This window comes from Candidatus Pantoea gossypiicola, assembly GCF_008632075.1.
Taxonomy (GTDB): Bacteria; Pseudomonadota; Gammaproteobacteria; order Enterobacterales; family Enterobacteriaceae; genus Pantoea; species Pantoea gossypiicola.
Genome location: NZ_VWVM01000008.1, coordinates 208,822 through 227,443 on the forward strand (window position 1 = coordinate 208,822; position 18,622 = coordinate 227,443).

General features: G+C 55.3%; 20 protein-coding genes. 6 read left to right on the forward strand and 14 right to left on the reverse strand.

Annotated elements, in window-relative coordinates; translation table 11 throughout:
• Positions 1 to 6: 6 nt before the first annotated feature.
• On the reverse strand, positions 7 to 213 hold the full coding sequence (locus tag F3I20_RS12830) for a DUF1107 domain-containing protein (protein ID WP_003855513.1): 207 nt from the start codon (positions 211 to 213) through the stop codon (positions 7 to 9).
• A 315-nt stretch (positions 214 to 528) separates the two neighbouring features.
• On the opposite strand from F3I20_RS12830, the gene F3I20_RS12835 reads away from it, so the two are divergent.
• Complete coding sequence (locus F3I20_RS12835) at positions 529 to 1,086, forward strand: YtfJ family protein (protein ID WP_150013587.1); 558 nt, start codon at positions 529 to 531, stop codon at positions 1,084 to 1,086.
• A 66-nt stretch (positions 1,087 to 1,152) separates the two neighbouring features.
• Here the strand turns inward: F3I20_RS12835 and cysQ are convergent, their stop codons facing one another.
• Complete coding sequence (gene cysQ / locus F3I20_RS12840; RefSeq protein WP_150013589.1) at positions 1,153 to 1,896, reverse strand: 3'(2'),5'-bisphosphate nucleotidase CysQ; 744 nt, start codon at positions 1,894 to 1,896, stop codon at positions 1,153 to 1,155.
• Positions 1,897 to 2,188: 292 nt separating this feature from the next.
• Here cysQ and F3I20_RS12845 point away from each other — a divergent pair, with 292 nt between their 5' ends.
• Positions 2,189 to 4,132: a bifunctional 2',3'-cyclic-nucleotide 2'-phosphodiesterase/3'-nucleotidase gene (locus tag F3I20_RS12845; RefSeq protein ID WP_150037679.1), complete on the forward strand. Its 1,944-nt coding sequence runs from the start codon at positions 2,189 to 2,191 to the stop codon at positions 4,130 to 4,132.
• Positions 4,133 to 4,177: 45 nt separating this feature from the next.
• On the opposite strand, the gene bamJ is transcribed toward F3I20_RS12845, so the two are convergent.
• Complete coding sequence (gene bamJ, locus F3I20_RS12850) at positions 4,178 to 4,798, reverse strand: BamJ family beta-barrel-assembly machinery protein (RefSeq protein ID WP_010256433.1); 621 nt, start codon at positions 4,796 to 4,798, stop codon at positions 4,178 to 4,180.
• Between the two features lie 220 nt (positions 4,799 to 5,018).
• Here bamJ and F3I20_RS12855 point away from each other — a divergent pair, with 220 nt between their 5' ends.
• Positions 5,019 to 5,696, forward strand: a complete 678-nt coding sequence (locus tag F3I20_RS12855) for a LysM-like peptidoglycan-binding domain-containing protein (protein WP_150013593.1) — start codon at positions 5,019 to 5,021, stop codon at positions 5,694 to 5,696.
• A gap of 82 nt (positions 5,697 to 5,778) precedes the next feature.
• Here F3I20_RS12855 and rplI read toward each other — a convergent pair whose 3' ends face one another.
• The 4 genes from rplI to rpsF are packed head-to-tail and all read right to left on the reverse strand — an operon-like array spanning position 5,779 to position 7,219.
• Positions 5,779 to 6,228: a 50S ribosomal protein L9 gene (gene rplI / locus F3I20_RS12860; protein ID WP_150013595.1), complete on the reverse strand. Its 450-nt coding sequence runs from the start codon at positions 6,226 to 6,228 to the stop codon at positions 5,779 to 5,781.
• 39 nt (positions 6,229 to 6,267) lie between these two features.
• A complete protein-coding gene (gene rpsR / locus F3I20_RS12865) occupies positions 6,268 to 6,495 on the reverse strand; it encodes a 30S ribosomal protein S18 (protein WP_002210155.1) in 228 nt (75 codons plus the stop codon).
• Between the two features lie 4 nt (positions 6,496 to 6,499).
• Complete coding sequence (gene priB, locus F3I20_RS12870; RefSeq protein ID WP_013359169.1) at positions 6,500 to 6,817, reverse strand: primosomal replication protein N; 318 nt, start codon at positions 6,815 to 6,817, stop codon at positions 6,500 to 6,502.
• Positions 6,818 to 6,823: 6 nt separating this feature from the next.
• Positions 6,824 to 7,219: a 30S ribosomal protein S6 gene (rpsF, locus tag F3I20_RS12875; RefSeq protein WP_003855334.1), complete on the reverse strand. Its 396-nt coding sequence runs from the start codon at positions 7,217 to 7,219 to the stop codon at positions 6,824 to 6,826.
• Positions 7,220 to 7,623: 404 nt separating this feature from the next.
• Here rpsF and F3I20_RS12880 point away from each other — a divergent pair, with 404 nt between their 5' ends.
• Positions 7,624 to 7,830: a hypothetical protein gene (locus tag F3I20_RS12880; RefSeq protein WP_013359170.1), complete on the forward strand. Its 207-nt coding sequence runs from the start codon at positions 7,624 to 7,626 to the stop codon at positions 7,828 to 7,830.
• A gap of 49 nt (positions 7,831 to 7,879) precedes the next feature.
• Here F3I20_RS12880 and yjfP read toward each other — a convergent pair whose 3' ends face one another.
• A complete protein-coding gene (yjfP, locus tag F3I20_RS12885) occupies positions 7,880 to 8,629 on the reverse strand; it encodes an esterase (protein ID WP_150037678.1) in 750 nt (249 codons plus the stop codon).
• A gap of 159 nt (positions 8,630 to 8,788) precedes the next feature.
• On the opposite strand from yjfP, the gene F3I20_RS12890 reads away from it, so the two are divergent.
• The gene (locus tag F3I20_RS12890) at positions 8,789 to 10,720 is read left to right on the forward strand and encodes a methyl-accepting chemotaxis protein (RefSeq protein WP_150013599.1); all 1,932 of its coding nucleotides are present in this window, start codon (positions 8,789 to 8,791) and stop codon (positions 10,718 to 10,720) included.
• 56 nt (positions 10,721 to 10,776) lie between these two features.
• Entirely contained in the window at positions 10,777 to 11,103 is a 327-nt protein-coding gene (gene bsmA, locus F3I20_RS12895) for a biofilm peroxide resistance protein BsmA (RefSeq protein WP_150013601.1), read from the forward strand.
• Here the strand turns inward: bsmA and F3I20_RS12900 are convergent.
• From F3I20_RS12900 to F3I20_RS12925, 6 genes are all read right to left on the reverse strand, one after another.
• Entirely contained in the window at positions 11,077 to 12,705 is a 1,629-nt protein-coding gene (locus tag F3I20_RS12900) for an isovaleryl-CoA dehydrogenase (RefSeq protein WP_150013603.1), read from the reverse strand. The genes bsmA and F3I20_RS12900 overlap by 27 nt on opposite strands.
• 220 nt (positions 12,706 to 12,925) lie before the next feature.
• Positions 12,926 to 13,660, reverse strand: a complete 735-nt coding sequence (rlmB, locus tag F3I20_RS12905) for a 23S rRNA (guanosine(2251)-2'-O)-methyltransferase RlmB (RefSeq protein ID WP_150013605.1) — start codon at positions 13,658 to 13,660, stop codon at positions 12,926 to 12,928.
• An 81-nt stretch (positions 13,661 to 13,741) separates the two neighbouring features.
• Positions 13,742 to 16,237, reverse strand: a complete 2,496-nt coding sequence (gene rnr, locus F3I20_RS12910) for a ribonuclease R (protein ID WP_150013607.1) — start codon at positions 16,235 to 16,237, stop codon at positions 13,742 to 13,744.
• A 16-nt stretch (positions 16,238 to 16,253) separates the two neighbouring features.
• Positions 16,254 to 16,697 (reverse strand): nitric oxide-sensing transcriptional repressor NsrR, encoded by a 444-nt coding sequence (nsrR, locus tag F3I20_RS12915; RefSeq protein WP_013359177.1) that lies wholly within the window; start codon positions 16,695 to 16,697, stop codon positions 16,254 to 16,256.
• 218 nt (positions 16,698 to 16,915) lie between these two features.
• Positions 16,916 to 18,214 carry an adenylosuccinate synthase gene (locus tag F3I20_RS12920; protein WP_031592738.1) on the reverse strand — a complete coding sequence of 433 codons (1,299 nt, stop codon included), beginning with the start codon at positions 18,212 to 18,214 and terminating at the stop codon, positions 16,916 to 16,918.
• 165 nt (positions 18,215 to 18,379) lie between these two features.
• The gene (locus F3I20_RS12925; RefSeq protein WP_010256126.1) at positions 18,380 to 18,580 is read right to left on the reverse strand and encodes a DUF2065 domain-containing protein; all 201 of its coding nucleotides are present in this window, start codon (positions 18,578 to 18,580) and stop codon (positions 18,380 to 18,382) included.
• Between the last annotated feature and the right edge of the window lie 42 nt (positions 18,581 to 18,622).

An 18,622-nucleotide genomic window follows, 5' to 3' on the forward strand; every position in this document is an offset into this window, starting at 1 on the left:
TTGATATTAGTTGAACTCAAGCTTGAGACGAACGACCTGGCGGTTAATTTCTGACATCACGCTCAGATGCTGTTTGTCTTTGACGCGCGGGATTAAGACTTTCCCTTTATCGAACTCGAACGCGCCAACGTCCTTGATATACAACCTTCCTTTGAACAGCGTTTTTACATATTTCGCTATTTGTAGCGGATTATAGCGCTGGAAGATCTTCATACTGACTAACTCCTGTACATTTTTAAAGCACGCTTCGCCGTTTCCAAATTTGGTTCCAGCCCATGAAGCGCGAATTCGCGATAACTATAGAACACTAAAATCGACTGGTGTTCCGAAAAGTGAATTTTTTTACTGAATTGACACATCATTACAGAACACTCTGTTATCAGGGTCATACAAGACAGTATAAACCTTCATTGGTTAAGGAATTGTGGTGTCCATAGCAAACCTGACACCTTTCTATGACAGGCGCATCATCCCTGCTTACTATTGCAGTAAAATGACTGACTGGTCCGATCACTTAAGGAAATAGCAATGCGAAACATTCTGACCGCGGTGGCGTTGTCTTTGCTGATACCAGCAGGCGTGATGGCCCATGACCTCAGGCTGGGATCACGAGTCCCGGCCATTGGCGTCAACGATAAAGGCGAACTGTTATTACAGCAGGAGAAGTTTAGCTACAAAAACTGGAATAGCGCGCAGCTCAGTGGAAAAGTTCGCGTAGTCCAGCATATTGCTGGCCGCTCCTCTGCTAAAGAGATGAATGCGGCACTGATAGAGGCGATCAAAGCCGCGAAGCTGCCGCATGACCGCTATCAGACTACCACTATCGTGAATACCGATGACGCCATTCCCGGCACCGGCATGTTTGTGCGCAGCAGCGTTGAGACCAACAAGCAGCAATATCCGTGGTCGCAGTTTGTCATCGACAGCAAGGGCAATGTGCAGCATGCCTGGCAGCTACAGTCGGGCGGTTCCGCCATTGTGGTACTGGATAAACAGGGCAAGGTGAGATTTGTGAAGGATGGATCGCTGACACAGGATGAAGTGACAAAAGTGATGGCGCTGCTGGCCTCACTGCTGAAAGAGTAATCGCTGAAATCCCGGCGGTCACAGAGAGACCGTCGGGTTTTCATAAGCCTGCAAATTCAGACAGCATTAAAACAGTGAGACGCGGAAGCCAGGATTAAGGAAGGATTCGCGCGGCGCGTAGTCCAGGGTTTTACCCTGCCAGTCATGCACATGGGCACCTGCGGCCATCGCCACGGCATGACCCGCGCCGGTATCCCAGATGTTGGTTGGCCCGAAACGAGGATAGAGCTGGGCTTTCCCTTCCGCCACCAGGCAGAATTTCAGAGAAGATCCAGTGGCGACGGTCTGATGTTCACCCAGCTGTTTCAGGTACTCTTTCATCTCGGCGTCATCACCATGTGAGCGGCTTACCACCACCAGCGGAGGACGCGCGTCACGGGCATGAATCTGCTCACGCTGACCGCCCTCCTCTTTCCACGCTTTGCCGTCTGCTGCGGAGTACATTACGCCCAGCACCGGCGCGTAAACCACGCCCATCACCGGCTTGCCCGCTTCGATTAGCGCAATATTGACGGTAAATTCGCCGTTGCGCTTGATGAACTCTTTGGTGCCATCCAGCGGATCGACCAGCCAGTAACGCTGCCAGTGCTGACGCACCTCCCAGGCAGGAGGATCTTCTTCTGACAGCACCGGTATCTCAGGCGATAACTGCTTCAGGCCCTTCATGATGACGTTGTGCGCCGCGATATCCGCAGCGGTCACCGGTGAATCGTCCGATTTGTGAGAAACGTCAAGCGGCGCGGCACCGTTATAGACCTGCATAATCGCGTCGCCCGCTTCGCGTGCCAGTTGGCAGATTTGCTCTAACATTTTTCACCTCGTTGTGTCTGTCTGCTGCGGGATAGGTTCACCCCAGCTAGTGACATTTTAGCAGTTCAGCCTGCGGTGCTCATGCACAGGCAGCTGACCCATCAATTTTTAGATATATCAATACCATAGTTACACGCTTATCGCTACGCCTGTGCCGCTGCGCCTCCGTCGTATAAGAATCCGCCGCTGGCTGATGCGCCAAAACGTTATATCCATCACGATTTAAAATGACTATCTGTCATGCTTTTACATTATTTTGAGAGCCTGAATTTAATTTGCAGCAGGAGCAAGCATGTTTAAGCCCGGAATGATGTTACTGGCCCTGAGCGTTTCCGCCGCCACCCAGGCCGCAACGGTCGATCTGCGGATACTGGAAACCACCGATCTGCACAGCAATATGATGGATTTCGACTATTACAAAGACACGCCAACCGCGAAGTTTGGGCTGGTGCGAACCGCCACGCTGATTCACGCTGCGCGCCAGGAGGTGAAGAACAGTCTGCTGGTCGATAACGGTGACATTATCCAGGGCAGCCCGCTGGGTGACTATATGGCGGCGAAAGGGTTACGTGATGGCGAAATTCATCCGGTTTATAAGGCGCTCAACACGCTGGATTACAGCGTTGGTAACCTCGGTAATCATGAATTCAATTATGGCCTGCCCTACCTGAAAAAAGCGCTGGCAGGGGCACGCTTTCCTTATGTGAACGCCAACGTGATTGATGTGAAGAGCGGCAAGCCGCTGTTTACCCCCTATATCATCAAATCCAGCACGGTGGTTGATCGCGAGGGGAAAACACAGACTCTGAAGGTTGGCTATATCGGCTTTGTGCCGCCGCAGATCATGGTGTGGGATAAGGCGAATCTGCAGGGCAAAGTGCGGGTCGATGACATCACCGAAACGGCACGCCGTTATGTACCTGAGATGCGCGCCCAGGGTGCCGATCTGATTATCGCTATCCCCCACTCCGGCCTGAGCAGCGAGCCGTATCACACGATGGCGGAGAACTCGGTTTACTATCTCAGCCAGGTGAAAGGCATTAACGCCATCCTGTTTGGTCATGCGCATGCGGTCTTCCCCAGTAAGGAATTCGCCGCCATTAAGGGTGCAGACATCGTTAACGGAACGCTGAACGGGATTCCGGCAGTGATGCCAGGCATGTGGGGCGATCATCTGGGCGTGGTCGATCTGGTGCTGAGCAATGAAGATGGACACTGGCAGGTAAGCAGCGGCAAAGCACAGGCGCGGCCGATTTATGACGTCGCCGCGAAGAAATCGCTGGCGGCGGAAGATCCGGCACTGGTGAAAGTGCTCGCTGACGATCACCGCGCGACGCGGGAGTTTGTGGCGAAACCCATCGGCAAGTCCGCCAATGTGATGTATAGCTATCTGTCGCTGGTTCAGGACGACCCAACAGTACAGATCGTCAATAATGCTCAGCGCGCCTACGTGGAGCACTTTATTCAGGGCGATCCGGATCTGGGCCGACTGCCGGTACTCTCTGCGGCTGCGCCGTTTAAAGCGGGCGGACGTAAAAATGACCCATCGAGTTACACCGAAGTGGAGAAAGGCGCGCTGACCTTCCGTAACGCCGCCGACCTTTATCTCTATCCCAATACGCTGGTGGTGATGAAAGTCACAGGCGCACAGGTCAAAGAGTGGCTGGAGTGTTCTGCGGGCCAGTTTAACCAGATCGATCCACACAGCAGCAAAACGCAGTCGCTGATCAACTGGGATTTCCGCACCTATAACTTCGACGTCATTGATGGGGTAAATTACCAGATCGATGTGACTCAGCCTGCGCGCTACGACGCGGAGTGTAAACTGATCCACCCGGATGTTTCACGTATCCGCCAGCTTACCTGGCAGGGTAAGCCTGTCGATCCGCAGGCCACTTTCCTGGTGGCGACCAATAACTATCGCGCTTACGGCGGCAAGTTTGCTGGCACCGGGGATAAGTACATTGCTTTTGCTTCGCCGGATGAGAACCGGGCAGTGGTTGCGGCTTATATCAGCGCAGAAACCAAAGCACACGGTGAAGTGCAGCCGAAGGCGGACAATAACTGGCGTCTGGCACCCATTACTTCATCCACCCCGCTCGATATTCAGTTTGAAACGGCACCGGGTGATAAGGCGACCGGCTTTATTCAGCAGCATGCGCAATATCCGCTTCGGCCCAAAGGGACAGATGCGATTGGCTTTGCGCTGTGGCAGGTGAATTTACAGCAGAAATAAGACGGGAGAAAACGCTGCAACCGGGTTAGTTGCAGCGTCCGGGTATTACAGAATTTCCAGCAGCTCAACTTCGAAGATCAGGGTGCTGAATGGTGGGATAGAGGCACCCGCACCGCGCTCGCCATACGCGAGGTTCTGTGGTATCACCAGCTCCCATTTTGAGCCAACCGGCATCAGGGTCAGTGCTTCGATCCAGCCAGGGATAACACCGCTTACCGGGAATTCTGCCGGTTCGCCACGGGCAACCGAGCTGTCAAATACGCTGCCGTCGATCAGTTTGCCGGTGTAGTGAACGCGTACCCGATCCTGACGTGATGGGATTGGACCTTCGCCCTGAGTAATCACGCTGAACTGCAGGCCTGATTCGGTGCTGCTCACGCCTTCACGCTGCGCATGTTCCTGCAGGAACGCCTGACCTTCTGCTGCCATAGCTTCGGTGCGCTCACGACGTACGCCTTCCGCACGTTCGTGTACTTCACGCAGTGCGCGATGAACCACGTCAACCGGTACGGCCGGTGAGTTCCCTTCCAGCGCGTCGCGCAGACCCGCGAGCAGTGCTTCTGGTTGCAGACCCTGCAGACCAGATTCCAGCAACTGCTGGCCAACCTGTAAACCAATACCGTAACTTGCTTGTGCTTCGACGCTGTCGAAAGAAGGGGTAGTCATCTTCGTTCCTTTCACTCTCGGATAAATTCGAACCGGCAGCATAGCAGTGCAGGCCGCTGGCGTAAAATGCCCTGCGTCGCAGATGACTTTTACGGATGAAAGAGAAACAATAGAGCCGTCAGATTTATCAATGCTGGCAGGCACTTCGCGCCGGTATTGCCCATACTATAACTATCGATGGGGATCACCCCGTCTGTAGCACCTGAATAAGAGAGCAAACATGGGCCAGATTGCCCCACGCCGCCGCAGGATGCGTGCACAACATATCGTATCCCGGCTACAGACCTGGCTGGCCGCACGCAGGCCGCAGCAGCCTGCCGGAGAGGAGGAACCCCGAATGGCTTCAGACGCGTCATCCCGCCTGCCGAGCTGGCTACAGCGTATCTGGCATTTTACCGATCACATTCGCTGGATGGACCCGCTGCCAGCGCCGCACCGTCGGGGCATCGTAGCTGCCCTGCTGGTGATGCTGGTGGCGTTTCTCTGGCCCGCCAGTACATTGCGCTATCCGGTTGAGCAGCCTGTCGCACCCCAGGCTGAGAAGGAGGTGCCGATGCAGGCGGATATTTATGAAAACAACGGTACCCGTCAGCCTTCATCCTCGCAATCTCAGCAGACGCCAAAAGCCGATTCTCAGGGGGAATGGCGTAACCTCACCATCGCTTCCGGTCAGACGCTGGCGCAGCTGTTTCGTGACAACAGTCTGCCAGTTAATGATGTGTTTGCGATGGCGCGGGTGGAAGGCAGCGATCAGCCGCTCAGCACACTGAAAAGTGGTCAGCAGGTTAAAATCCGTCAGGATGCGCAGGGTGCAGTAACAGGTCTGACGGTGGATGGCGCTAACGGCCCGGTGCTGTTTACCCGTCAGCCCGATGGCAGCTTTATTCGCGCGCAGTAATGGGAACAGCGGATAAACAAAGGTATAAAAACAAAAACGCCGGCACAGGGCCGGCGTTGATGTCGTGCTTAGTTAATCAGGATTAACCAGCAACAACTTGCACGTTCAGTTTAGCGAAGACTTCGCTATGAACCTGGAAGCTTACTTCATGCTCACCGGTAGTGCGCAGAACGCCGTTCGGCAGACGAACTTCGCTCTTAGCAACTTCAACGCCTGCTGCAGTCACTGCATCAGCGATGTCGCGGGTACCGATTGAACCGAACAGTTTACCTTCATCGCCTGCTTTAGACGTGATGGTTACCGTGCCCAGTGCATTGATTTTCTCAGCGCGTGCAGTTGCTGCAGACTGAACGTCAGCCAGTTTGGCTTCCAGTTCAGCACGGCGTGCTTCGAAGAACTCAACGTTTTTCTTAGTAGCAGGAACAGCTTTGCCCTGTGGTACTAAGAAGTTACGAGCGTAGCCCGCTTTAACGTTAACCTGATCACCCAGGGTGCCAAGGTTTGCTACTTTATCAAGCAGAATAACTTGCATTACCTTATCCTCTTAAAGTCGTTAATGGACAGTTGCCGATTACTGATGACGATCAGTGTACGGCAGCAGAGACAGGTAACGCGCACGCTTGATGCAGCGAGCCAACTGACGCTGGTATTTTGCACGAGTACCGGTGATACGGCTCGGGACAATTTTACCGCTTTCGGTAATGTAGTTTTTCAACGTTGCGATGTCTTTGTAATCGATCTCAACAACGCCTTCCGCGGTGAAACGGCAGAACTTGCGACGACGGAAATAACGTGCCATTAGGCTAGTCTCCAGAATCTATCAATTCAATCTGCTCGGCATGGAACACCACTTTGCTCTGGCCATTTCGTGCCTGATGGCAACTAATGAAACCGTCGAGTGTGAGTTGCGTGCCGACCGTTATATGTTGAGTAATCACCTGATGGGCGCTGCCGCTAATAATAACAGGCATACGACACCAGGCTTGCCGGTGAAACCCGGCCTCCTCCTGCACTGAGCGGTGCTCAAGCACGAACTGACAGTGAGGAATTCCTGACGGGCTAACTCTTCGAACCGGTGTCCTGCACACAGTGCCTGACAGGCGAAGTCGATTGACCGTCACGATGGATTACTCTTCAGAATCCCCAGCATCTGACTCATCAGCGGATTCGTTAGCAAAATCTTCGCGACGATCACGACGCTCATCTTTCGCTTTAACCATCGGCGATGCTTCAGTTACCGCGTTTTTAACGCGCATAACCATGCTACGGATAACGGCGTCGTTGAAGCGGAAGTTCGTTTCCAGCTCATCGATCGCTTCCTGCGGCGCTTCAACGTTCATCAGAACGTAATGCGCTTTGTGCAGTTTGTTGATCGGGTAAGCCAGCTGACGGCGGCCCCAGTCTTCCAGACGGTGAATCGTGCCTTCTGCACCAGTGATAGCACCAGTGTAACGCTCGATCATGCCAGGAACCTGTTCGCTCTGGTCAGGATGAACCATAAATACGATTTCGTAATGACGCATCGAAATTGCTCCTTACGGATTATTCAGCCTCCTGTCGGGGTCAACCGCGGCCCATGGAAGCAAGGAACGTTATAGGCTGTGTCCCACAAAGGTTCGCTGTGACGAGCGCTTGTGGGACACAGCCTGAGAATGCGGCTGAAAAATTGACGCGTAATGATACTGGTGACGGCCCCTGAACTCAAGCGCACATTTAAACAAATTGCCGATAGCGTGCCAGATACCGTGGCTTTTTGTGCTAATGGCGTGAATACAGCGGGTTAATGCCGCTTTGTTCAAAAACGCTGACAGAGAGGTTCAGAGAGACGATTTGGCGATAATATGCTCAGTCGCTAAACTGAATAAAGACGCGACGGTTCGCTTAGTGGCGTCATTCAGAGTGTGTTCCCTGAAGTGAGGAGTCGGGCATGAAAACGTTCGTCATCGCCACTTTACTGGGTCTCTTCCTGTCTCCACCCGCTCTTGCCAGCTATGCTGACTGTGCGCAGCAGATGAGAAGTCACAGCAGCGAAGCGGCATCGGGTTATGTCTACGTTAACCGGCTGGATACGCCGGAAAGAAACCCGGTCAATGCGCCTGCCAGAACAGCAGAAAAATCGTCTGCACACTGGTAAGTGCCGGTAGGTTTACGGGCGGCAGAGTCATTCTCCGCCCGTTCATTGTTTAAAGCTGATGTTTAAAAAAGCTGACCAGCGCCGTTAAGGCAGATGGGGTGATCTTGTGCCCAATCTGCTTCTCCGAAAGTGAGGTCAGATGCTGCGCCAGCCCGTTTTCACGCAGTGCGCGCTCCAGTCGTACGCTCTCCGCCCAGGGCACCACCTCATCCGCCTCACCATGCCACAACAGCAGCGGTCGGTTTGCCAGTGCCTGCAGATGATTGCAGGGATCGTAGTCCGCCAGCGGTGCCATGCGGGCCGCAAACTGCGCCTTCTGCTCCGGCGTGTTGGCCACCAGCGGCGGAAAGAGCGACTCGCTGAGCTGCATAAAATAGCCCGATCCCATCATACAGGCGACACTCTGAATCTGCGGATAACGTGCCATCGCACCCAGCGCCGTCATCCCGCCCATCGACGCGCCTGCCACGGCGAAATGCCCGTCAGCGATCAGATTCTCATTGCGCAGCGCAGTTTCCAGCAGCGGCAGCTCATCAATGTTCTGCTTCAGTATTTCCCAGAAGCGGCCCAGGCGTACTTCGGCGTCACCGTGATAACGCGCGCCGTGCAGCTCGGCATCCGGCATGACTGCCCGAAATCCCGCCTGCGCCAGCGCAAAGGCGAAGTAGGCGTAGACCTCTTTTGATGAGGTGAAGCCGTGATAAAACAGTACGGTCGGCAGTGGCTGATTCCGCTGTCCGGCAGGCGTGGCGTGCAGGCATTCGATACCGGCCAGCGTTTCTGTGGTGAGTTCAATCATGGTCTCTCCTGAGCGGGGGCAAGGCGTGCCGTTCAAGTGTACGTTCTGCGGGTTAATTTGCGAAATTCCCCGCTGCGCTTAGTTATGCTATTCCACGCTAAACTTTTTTCGCAGTATGCCGTTGATCGTGTATTCCCCTAACTTGATCAAAGGTAATTTATGAAGCGTCTCTCTCTCAGCGGACTGAGTCTCGGAGTTAAGCTGTCTGTACTGACGTCTCTCAGCGTAGCGCTGCTGTTACTGGTACTGACCCTGACTCAAAGCCACAACGCCTCCCGCCAGCTGGAAAATCTCGCCATCGATGACATGCACAACCAGGTGCAGGGCATCTATGAAATGACTACCATGTTTAACGCCACCCTCACCGAAGAGGTGGCTCACTATACCGATCTGTTTACCAGTTTCCTGCCCAGGCGCTTTAGCCTGGATGAAAGCTCGCGAGTGCAGGTGGGTGCCTTTTCGACACCGGTGCTGCGTGCCGGGTTAAAAACGCTGAACCTCGATCAGACCGCGGTTGACGATTTCACCGACCGCACCGCCGCCGTGGCGACCATTTTTGTGCGCGATGGTGATGATTTTGTCCGTGTTTCAACTTCGCTGAAAAAAGAGGATGGCAGTCGCGCCATCGGTACGCAGCTTGACCGCACGGGCGCCGCCTGGAAGAGTGTTCACCAGGGCGAAGTCTACCGCGGCCTGGCCACGCTGTTCGGCCATCGCTACATCACCCAGTATCAGCCGGTAAAAGATGAGAGTGGCAAGGTCGTCGCCATCCTGTTTGTCGGTGTTGGCATTGATAAGCAGTATGCCCTGATGCGCGAGAAAATCCTGGCACGCCGGCTGGGCGACAGCGGCCATTTCTATGTGCTCAACGGTACGCCAGGCAAGAATCAGGGCGTGTATCTGTTCGATCTGCACAATGAAGGGAAACGTCCAGACTGGGATGACGCGACACTACAGCCCCTGCTGACGCAGCCGCAGGGTATGCAGCAGGTGGAGATCAACGGTAAACAGCAGATGCTGGCATGGCAGCAACTGCCGGGCTGGAACTGGGTGATTACCGGTGAAGTTAACCGTGCCAGCCTGCTTGCCCCGATTACCCACAGCCGTAACCTGTTCCTGATTACCGGACTGATTCTGGTGGTGATCTTCGCGCTGGGGTTTGTCTGGTACAGCCGTCGGGCGATTACCCGTCCCCTGCAGCAGGTGATCCATCTGGCGGAGCAGTATGCCGCCGGAAATCTGCAGGTCCATATGGTTACCCGCCGTCGTGATGAAGTCGGTCAGTTGATTATCGCGATTAACGGCATTGGCGATGGGCTGGAAAAAATCGTCGGCCAGGTGCGCGGCGCGGCGCAGGAGATCAGCGACGGCACGGACACCATCGCGGCCAGCAGCCATAACATCAGCGAGCAGATTGGGCGTCAGGCCAGCAGCGTGGAGCAGACCTCAGCCAGCATGGAGCAGTTTGGTGCCACGGTCGAACACACCGCTGACAGCCTGCGTCAGGCGATGTCACTGGTGGCCGAAGCCAGCGATATCGTCAGTCATGGCAGCCAGACGGTGGTGCGCTCGGTTAACACCATGTCGGCCATTAAGGTGTCATCGCAAAGCATTGCAGATATCACCCATGTGATTGAGTCGATCGCCTTCCAGACCAATATTCTGGCACTGAATGCGGCCGTTGAAGCGGCACGAGCCGGTGAACAGGGCCGTGGCTTTGCTGTGGTGGCTGCAGAGGTGCGTGCGCTGGCACAGCGTTCCGCGCAGGCCGCCAAAGAGATTGATGGACTGATTGCCACCTCTATCAGCAACGTGGCGGAGGGACACCAGCTCTCTGAGCAGACGCGCGATGCGATGACCGACATTGTGACCCACATCGAACAGGTGCAGGCGCTGATGGGCGAGATCAACGTGGCAGCGCAGGAGCAGGCGGCGGGTATCGGCCAGGTGAATCTGGCGATGAACCAGATCAGCCAGGCGACCCATCAGAACAGTGAACTGGTGGCGCAGGCAGAAAACAGCGCACAGAACCTGAGTGATAAAGGGCATCACCTGACTCAGCTGGTCAGCGTTTTCAGCCTTAAATCCTGACGTCATTCAGGACGATGACATACACTTACTGTTTCGTCCTGAACAGGGGTTTTGCTATGCGTTACGCTTACTTACTGATAATCAGTCTATTGCTGGCAGGCTGTTCCGCATTTGAAACCACGCCAAAAGCCCCGCCTGCGCCAACCCAACAGGCGCAGGAAATTTCACGGGCACAGAGTGGCGGTTTGCCGAAGCTGGGTAACATTACCGTTAACGTGCATGGCTCACCGGATGATGCCCAGCGGGCCATCGCCGCCCAGTCTAATCAGGCTGGCGCGGCTTACTATCAGATCGTGATGCTGAGCGAAACGGTGATGCCCGGTTTATGGTACGCCAGCGCAATTCTGTACGGTACCTCACCGGCCACAGGCGCGGGCCAGTAACCGGTCAGTCACTGCGGCCTCAAACGGGTGTGAACCCCGCTGGTCGAGCCACTGCTGGCACCACGCATCCGCCAGGGGTGGCTCACTGTATTTCAGTAGCTGAGCGCCTGTCGCCAGCTGCAGCAGCGCGTGGGTGACCTCGCGCGCCTGCTCTTCGGGAACGTTCTTAAGCCTCAGTCGCAGCTGACGCCAGCGCGTATCGAAATGCCGATTACTCCCTTTTACCGCCTCAAACTCCTGACTCAGCATCTCAGTCACCTCTGCGTGACGGCCGAGTACGCGCAGAACGTCAAGACACATCACATTGCCCGATCCTTCCCAGATGCTGTTGACCGGCATGTCACGATAGAGCCGCGGCAGCTCACTCGCTTCGCAGTAACCGATGCCTCCCAGCACTTCCATCGATTCCGCCACAAACGGCGCACCCGCTTTGCAAATCACATATTTTGCCGCTGGCGTAAATAAACGGGCAAAGGCGACCTCATGCGGTTTGGCCGGTTGTGACCAGGCACGAGCCAGCCGCATCAGCAGAGCAGTTTGCCCCTCAAGCTGCAGCGCCTGCTGTGCCAGAACCTGACGCATCAGCGGCTGATCAACCAGATTTTTTCCCATGACCTGACGCTGATGAGCATGCCAGAGCGCCACCGAGAAGGCGCGCCGCATCTGGCCATGACTGCCGAGCGCGCAGTCAAAGCGCGTCATACCGGCCATTTTCAGGATCAGCCGTACGCCTTCGCCCTCTTCCCCCAGCAGCCAGCCGGTCGCGTCGCGAAATTCCACTTCGCAGCTGGCATTTGAGCGATTGCCCAGCTTATCTTTGATCTGCTCAAGCTGGATGGCGTTGCGTGACCCGTCGGGCAACAGACGCGGCAGGAAAAAACAGCTTAATCCCTCGGGCGTCTGTGCCAGGACCAGATGCGCATCACTCTGGGGCACTGAGAAGAACCACTTGTGGCCGGTCAGCCGCCAGGCTTCTCCCGGGCCGCGCGCCCCCAGCGGCTCGGCACGGGTGGTGCTGGTAAGCAGATCGCTGCCGCCCTGCTTTTCTGTCATGCCCATCCCGATCAGCAATCCGCGTTTCTGGTCGCCGGGCTGTGCATGCGTGTCGTAGCGGTCGCTGAGCAGCGGATCGAGCCAGCTTTCAAACGCGGCGGGCAGATAAGCCTGCAGCAGCGGAATGGCGGCGTGCGTCATGGTCACCGGGCAGAGCGTACCCGCATCTACCTGCGCGTGCAGGATAAAGCGTGCAGCGCGCGCTACGCTGGCCTGTTCACGCACCGTAGGTTGCCAGCTGAGGTTGTGCAGACGACTGGCGCAGACGCCCTGCATCAGCAGGTGCCAGGCAGGATGAAAGCGAACCTCATCCAGGCGCACGCCACGGGCATCGTAGCGCAGCAGTTCAGGCGGTTCAGCATTGGCGAGCCGGCCCAGCTCCAGCGACTCGGCGCTGCCTAGCTGGCGGCCGACTGACGCCAGCCATTCCCCATCCCATCCGGCGCCTTCGCGTGACAGTGCCTCGCCAAGCGGCGTGTCAGACAGGAACAGGTTACTGTTGCTCAAAGGATGGGGCTGATTAAAAACGGTATGTGTTGTCCAGGTCATAACGACTCCTCACGGATGTCACTCAGTAAGTATACCCGTCGTCTTTCAAGCTGCATTTTTGTTGGCTGCGTTCACTCACCCGAATCACTTACTCATGTAAGCTCATCGGGATTTGTTCTCTTGCCGCCTCAATGCAACCCGAAATCTTTTGGGTATATACGAATGACGCGCAGTTATGCCTGGTACAGAAACTAATTTGTGGCGAGGATCACATCGGGGATCAGGCGTTGCGCTGACGCACCGCTTCAAACAGGCAGACACCGGTTGCCACCGAGACGTTGAGTGAAGAAACACTGCCCGCCATCGGAATGCTAATCAGCTCATCGCAATGCTCGCGGGTCAGACGGCGCATGCCTTCGCCTTCCGCGCCCATTACCAGCGCCATAGGACCGGTCATTTTGCTCTGGAAGACGGTATGGTCCGCTTCACCTGCGGTGCCGACCACCCAGATGTTGTACTCCTGCAGCAGGCGCAGTGTACGCGCAAGATTAGTGACGCGAATCAACGGCACATTCTCTGCCGCACCGCTGGCCACTTTTTTTGCTGTGGCATTCAGTGGAGCAGAGCGATCTTTCGGCACGATAATCGCGTGAACACCGGCCGCATCGGCGCTACGCAGGCAGGCACCCAGGTTGTGCGGATCGGTAACCCCATCCAGCACCAGCAGGAAAGGCTTCTCCAGGCCCTGCAGCAGATCCGGCAGGTCGCCTTCCTGATACTGACGACCCGGTTTTACCCGTGCCACGATTCCCTGATGCACACCGCCTTCAACCTGGCTATCGAGCCACTTACGCTCGGCCAGTTGAATCACGATCCCCTGAGCTTCCAGCGCGGCGACCACGGGTTGCAGGCGACGATCGTCGCGGCCTTTGAGGATAAAGACTTCCTGAAAACGTTGTGGATCACGTTCCAGCAGCGCCTGCACGGCATGGATACCAAAAATAATTTCGCTCATCGATCTGCTCAGTGGTTGGAAATGAATAAATGACCGCCCTTTCTGCGAAGAGAAAGGGCGGGTACGCGCACCCTATTACACTCAGCCTTCAGGCTCAGCTTTTTTTCTGGCGCGCTTCGCCCGGGTGGCGGCGGCGATTTTACGGGTTTTTTCCGAGACGTTTTTACTTTTTTTCTCGGTATTCGCCGTGGCAGGTTTGCCCTTGTCACCCCGGAATGCAGCATCCGGCTCGAAGTTGGACTTTTTGTTCACGTTACGACGACGCTTCGCTGGCGCATTGTCTTCACGCTTCGCCCGATCACGCGCGGTTTTACCTTCACCACGCACCTGGCGCTGGCTGGAGATAAGAGCAAAGTCGATTTTACGCTCGTCCATATGGACCGCCTCGACACGCACTTCAACGGTGTCACCCAGACGATAGGTGCGGCCGCCCGATTCACCAATCAGACGCTGACCTACCGGGTCAAAACGGTAGTAATCGTTGTCGAGGGTTGAAACGTGCACCAGACCATCGATGAACAGATCGCTCAGGCGGACAAAGAAGCCAAATCCGGTCACGCTGGAGATGACGCCGTTGAAGACGTTGCCGACCTGATCCTGCATGAAGTCACACTTGAGCCAGTCCGCGACGTCGCGGGTTGCTTCATCGGCGCGACGTTCGGTCAGGGAACAGTGCAGACCCAGTTGCAGCATCTCCGGCATCTCGTAGTGATAGCCACCGGTTGCTGTCGTCATATCTTTGGCGACGCTGCGCTCCTTCGGCATCAGGTATTTGATGGCGCGTTGTACCAGGCCTTTACCTTCATCCTGCTCTTTTGCCAGCAGATATTTGATGGCGCGGTGCAGCGTCAGATCCGGATAGCGACGAATTGGCGAAGTAAAGTGCGCATACGATGAGAGTGCCAGACCAAAGTGACCGCGGTTTTCCGGATCGTAAACCGCCTGCTTCATCGAACGCAGCAGCATCGTTTGCAGCATCTCTGCATCAGGACGATCGGCAACCTGCTTCAGCAGCGCCGCATAGTCGGCAGGCTGCGGTTTGTTGCCGCCTGGCAGAGTCAGTCCCAGCTCGTTGAGCACGGTACGGAAGCTCTTGATGCTCTCATCGGTCGGGCGATCGTGATCGCGGAACAGTGCCGGTTCCTGATTTTTCTCAACGAAGCGTGCTGAGGCGATGTTAGCCAGGATCATGCACTCTTCGATCAGCTTGTGGGCGTCATTACGTGACGCGCGCTCAACCCGTTCAATACGGCGCTCGGCGTTAAAGATGAATTTCGCCTCTTCCGTTTCAAACGAGATACCGCCGCGCTCTTCACGTGCAGCATCCAGTACCTGGTAGAGGTTGTGCAGCTCTTCAAGATCTTTGACCAGCGGTGCATACTGCTGACGCAACTCTTTGTCGCCCTGCAGGATGTTCCAGACTTTGTTATAGGTCAGACGCGCATGGGAGTTCATCACCGCTTCGTAATGCTTAAAGCCGGTGAGCTTACCTTTAGTCGAAATGGTCATCTCACACACCATACAGAGTCGATCGACCTGCGGGTTAAGCGAGCATAAGCCATTCGACAAGACTTCCGGCAGCATCGGCACAACCTGTGACGGGAAGTAGACTGAGGTGCCGCGCTGATGCGCTTCGTCATCCAGTGGCGTACCCGGACGGACGTAATAGCTTACATCGGCGATAGCGACCCACAGACGCCATCCGCCACCGCGTTTTTTCTCACAGTAGACCGCATCGTCAAAGTCACGGGCATCTTCACCATCAATGGTGACCAGCGGTAGTTTGCGCAGATCGACGCGGCCTTTTTTGGCCTCTTCCGGGACCTCCTCTTTCAGCTTGCTGACCTGAGCTTCCACTTCTGGCGGCCAGGTGTGCGGAATTTCATGGGTACGCAGCGCCATATCAACGGCCAAACTGGTGCCCATATCATCGCCCAATATCTCAGCCACTTTACCGATCGCTTTGGTGCGACGGTTCGGACGCTGGACCAGCTCAACCACCACCACGGAACCCATGCGGGCATTCATCGTCTCTTCAGGCGGGATGAGGATGTCAAAACTCAGGCGACTGTCGTCCGGCACTACAAAGCCGGCACCGGCATCGGTAAAGTAGCGGCCAACGATCTGATTGTTGCGCGGTTCCTGCACGCGGACCACGCGCGCTTCGCGGCGGCCTTTGCGATCGGCACCCAGCGGCTGCGCCAGGATCACGTCACCGTGCATACAGAATTTCATCTGCTCTGCGGAGAGGTAGAGGTCATCTTTCTGACCTTCTGCCCGCAGGAAGCCGTAGCCATCACGATGGCCAATGACTTTACCGCGCAGGAGATCAAGACGTTCTGGCAGCGCATAGCATTGACGGCGGGTAAACACCAGCTGACCATCACGCTCCATGGCGCGAAGGCGGCGACGCAGCGCCTCAAGGTGCTCTTCTTCGTGCAGATTCATCTCTTCAGCCAGCTCTTCACGGCTGGCTGGTTTTTCACGTTTTTCTAACAGAGCCAGAATAAATTCACGGCTTGGAATAGGGTTTTCGTATTTTTCAGCTTCTCTATCCTGAAAAGGATCTTTTGACATAGCGGTTCCTCCGATGTCATTTAATATTTATTTCCGCCGGCGATTTGGACAGGATGATTTCATAAAGTGGTGTATTACCTTCGACTAAATCTGCCAGCGTATAGCTATCCAGCTCCTGCAAAAAGCGCTGCACTGCATCGTGCAGTGCCTGCTTCAGACGGCAGGCTGGTGTGATGGAACAGGAGGCGCAGTCCACTAATTGTAGCGGTTCCATCTTGCGTACCACGTCGCCAATGACAATCTGACGAGGCGGCATACCCAGGCGAATGCCCCCATTTTTACCACGCGTTGCGGCAACGTAGCCCGCACGACTCAGCTGATTGATGATTTTGACCATATGATTTCGGGACAAACCATAGGTGTTTGTCACTTCCGTAATATTGGTCTGCTGACCTTCAGGCAACGCTGCCAGATAAATCAGCGCCCGTAAGCCATAATCAGTAAAACTCGTGAGCTGCACAGTAACCTCAGTGAACCTTCAGGCGTGGCATTGCATTATTCGCCCTGTTATTGATGTCAGGATTAAATCGGATTGCCATTCGATTAACTACGATGATAAACCAGAGTCTGATTTGCCGTGCGTTTTTTTAAGCCAGCACAAGGTTTGACAAGCGAAGGGAGGTAAAGTGGCATCAAAGAATGGAAAAACAAGGGCCGGACAACGTCCGGCCTGAATGATTATGCGTCAAATGGATCGCGCAGAATCATCGTTTCACTGCGATCTGGACCAGTGGAGATGATATCAATCGGCACACCTGTTACCTCTTCAACACGCTTAATGTAATCGCGTGCGGCCTGAGGCAAACCTTCCAGCGTCTTCACGCCAAACGTGGTCTCGCTCCAGCCTGGCAGGGTTTCGTAGATTGGCTCAATGCCTTCCCAGTTCTCTGCTGCCAGTGGCGTAGTGGTCACTTCGCGGCCATCAGGCATACGGTAAGCAACACAGATTTTCACCTCTTTCAGGCCATCCAGCACGTCCAGCTTGGTCATGCAGAAACCTGACAGGGAGTTGATCTGTACCGCACGGCGAACCGCGACCGCATCCAGCCAGCCGGTACGACGACGACGTCCGGTGGTGGCACCAAACTCATTGCCCTGCGCACAGAGGAATTCGCCAGTTTCATCGAACAGTTCGGTCGGGAACGGGCCTGCGCCCACGCGGGTTGAGTACGCTTTCACGATACCCAGCACGTAGTCGACATAACGCGGACCAATGCCTGAACCGGTTGCCACGCCACCTGCGGTCGTGTTGGACGACGTCACGTACGGATAAGTTCCGTGATCGATATCCAGCAGCGTACCCTGCGCGCCTTCAAACATAATCAGATCGCCACGCTTACGCGCAACGTCCAGCAGTTCAGAGACGTCTACTACCATGCCCGTGAGGATGTCAGCGACTTCCATCACATCGCTCAGCACTTTGTCGAAGTCCACTGCCGGTTCTTTATAGTACTCAACCAGCTGGAAGTTGTAGAAATCGACCACTTCTTTCAGCTTGGCTGCAAAGGTTTCTTTGTTGAACAGGTCGCTGACACGCAGTGCACGGCGAGCAACTTTATCTTCATAAGCAGGGCCGATGCCACGGCCGGTAGTACCAATCGCTTTGGCACCACGGGCACGTTCACGCGCCATATCCATCGCAACGTGATATTGCAGGATCAGCGGACAGGCTTCAGAAATCAGCAGACGTTCACGTACCGGGATCCCGCGCGCTTCCAGGCCTTTCATCTCTTTCATTAAGGCTTCAGGAGAAAGCACTACGCCGTTGCCAATAATGCTGGTTACGTTATCGCGCAGAATGCCAGAAGGGATCAGGTGGAGGACGGTTTTTTCACCGTTGATGACAAGCGTGTGGCCCGCATTGTGGCCGCCTTGATAACGCACAACGTAATTCGCGCGCTCAGTCAGAAGGTCTACAATCTTACCTTTACCTTCGTCACCCCATTGGGTGCCCAGTACGACGACGTTCTTACCCATTTCTCAAAATCACCGATTGCTTAAAAAAGGATTCTACCATCTGATCCTATGGTTTTCAGCACTTTTAGCATACGATTGCGCGCTTTTTTGTCTGAGTTTTGCTCACTACAACATGTTGGGGATAACGGCGCGAAGAGGCACAATTTAGCCGGTGTGAAACCCGATTCAGAGGTTGCCGTGCAGGCTGAGCATGCAGTAAATCACCATGCCTGCAACCACCAGCCCGCCACCAAAGCGATGCAGCAGGCGATCGGGTAAGCGGGTCATCGTCAGGATCATGCGTCGCCAGGCGCGTGGCATAAACATCGGTCCCAACCCTTCCAGCACTAATACCAGCGCCAGTGCCATCCAGATGCTTGTTTTCATTCTCAATCCTGAAAAAAAAAAGGCCGACAACATTGTCGGCCC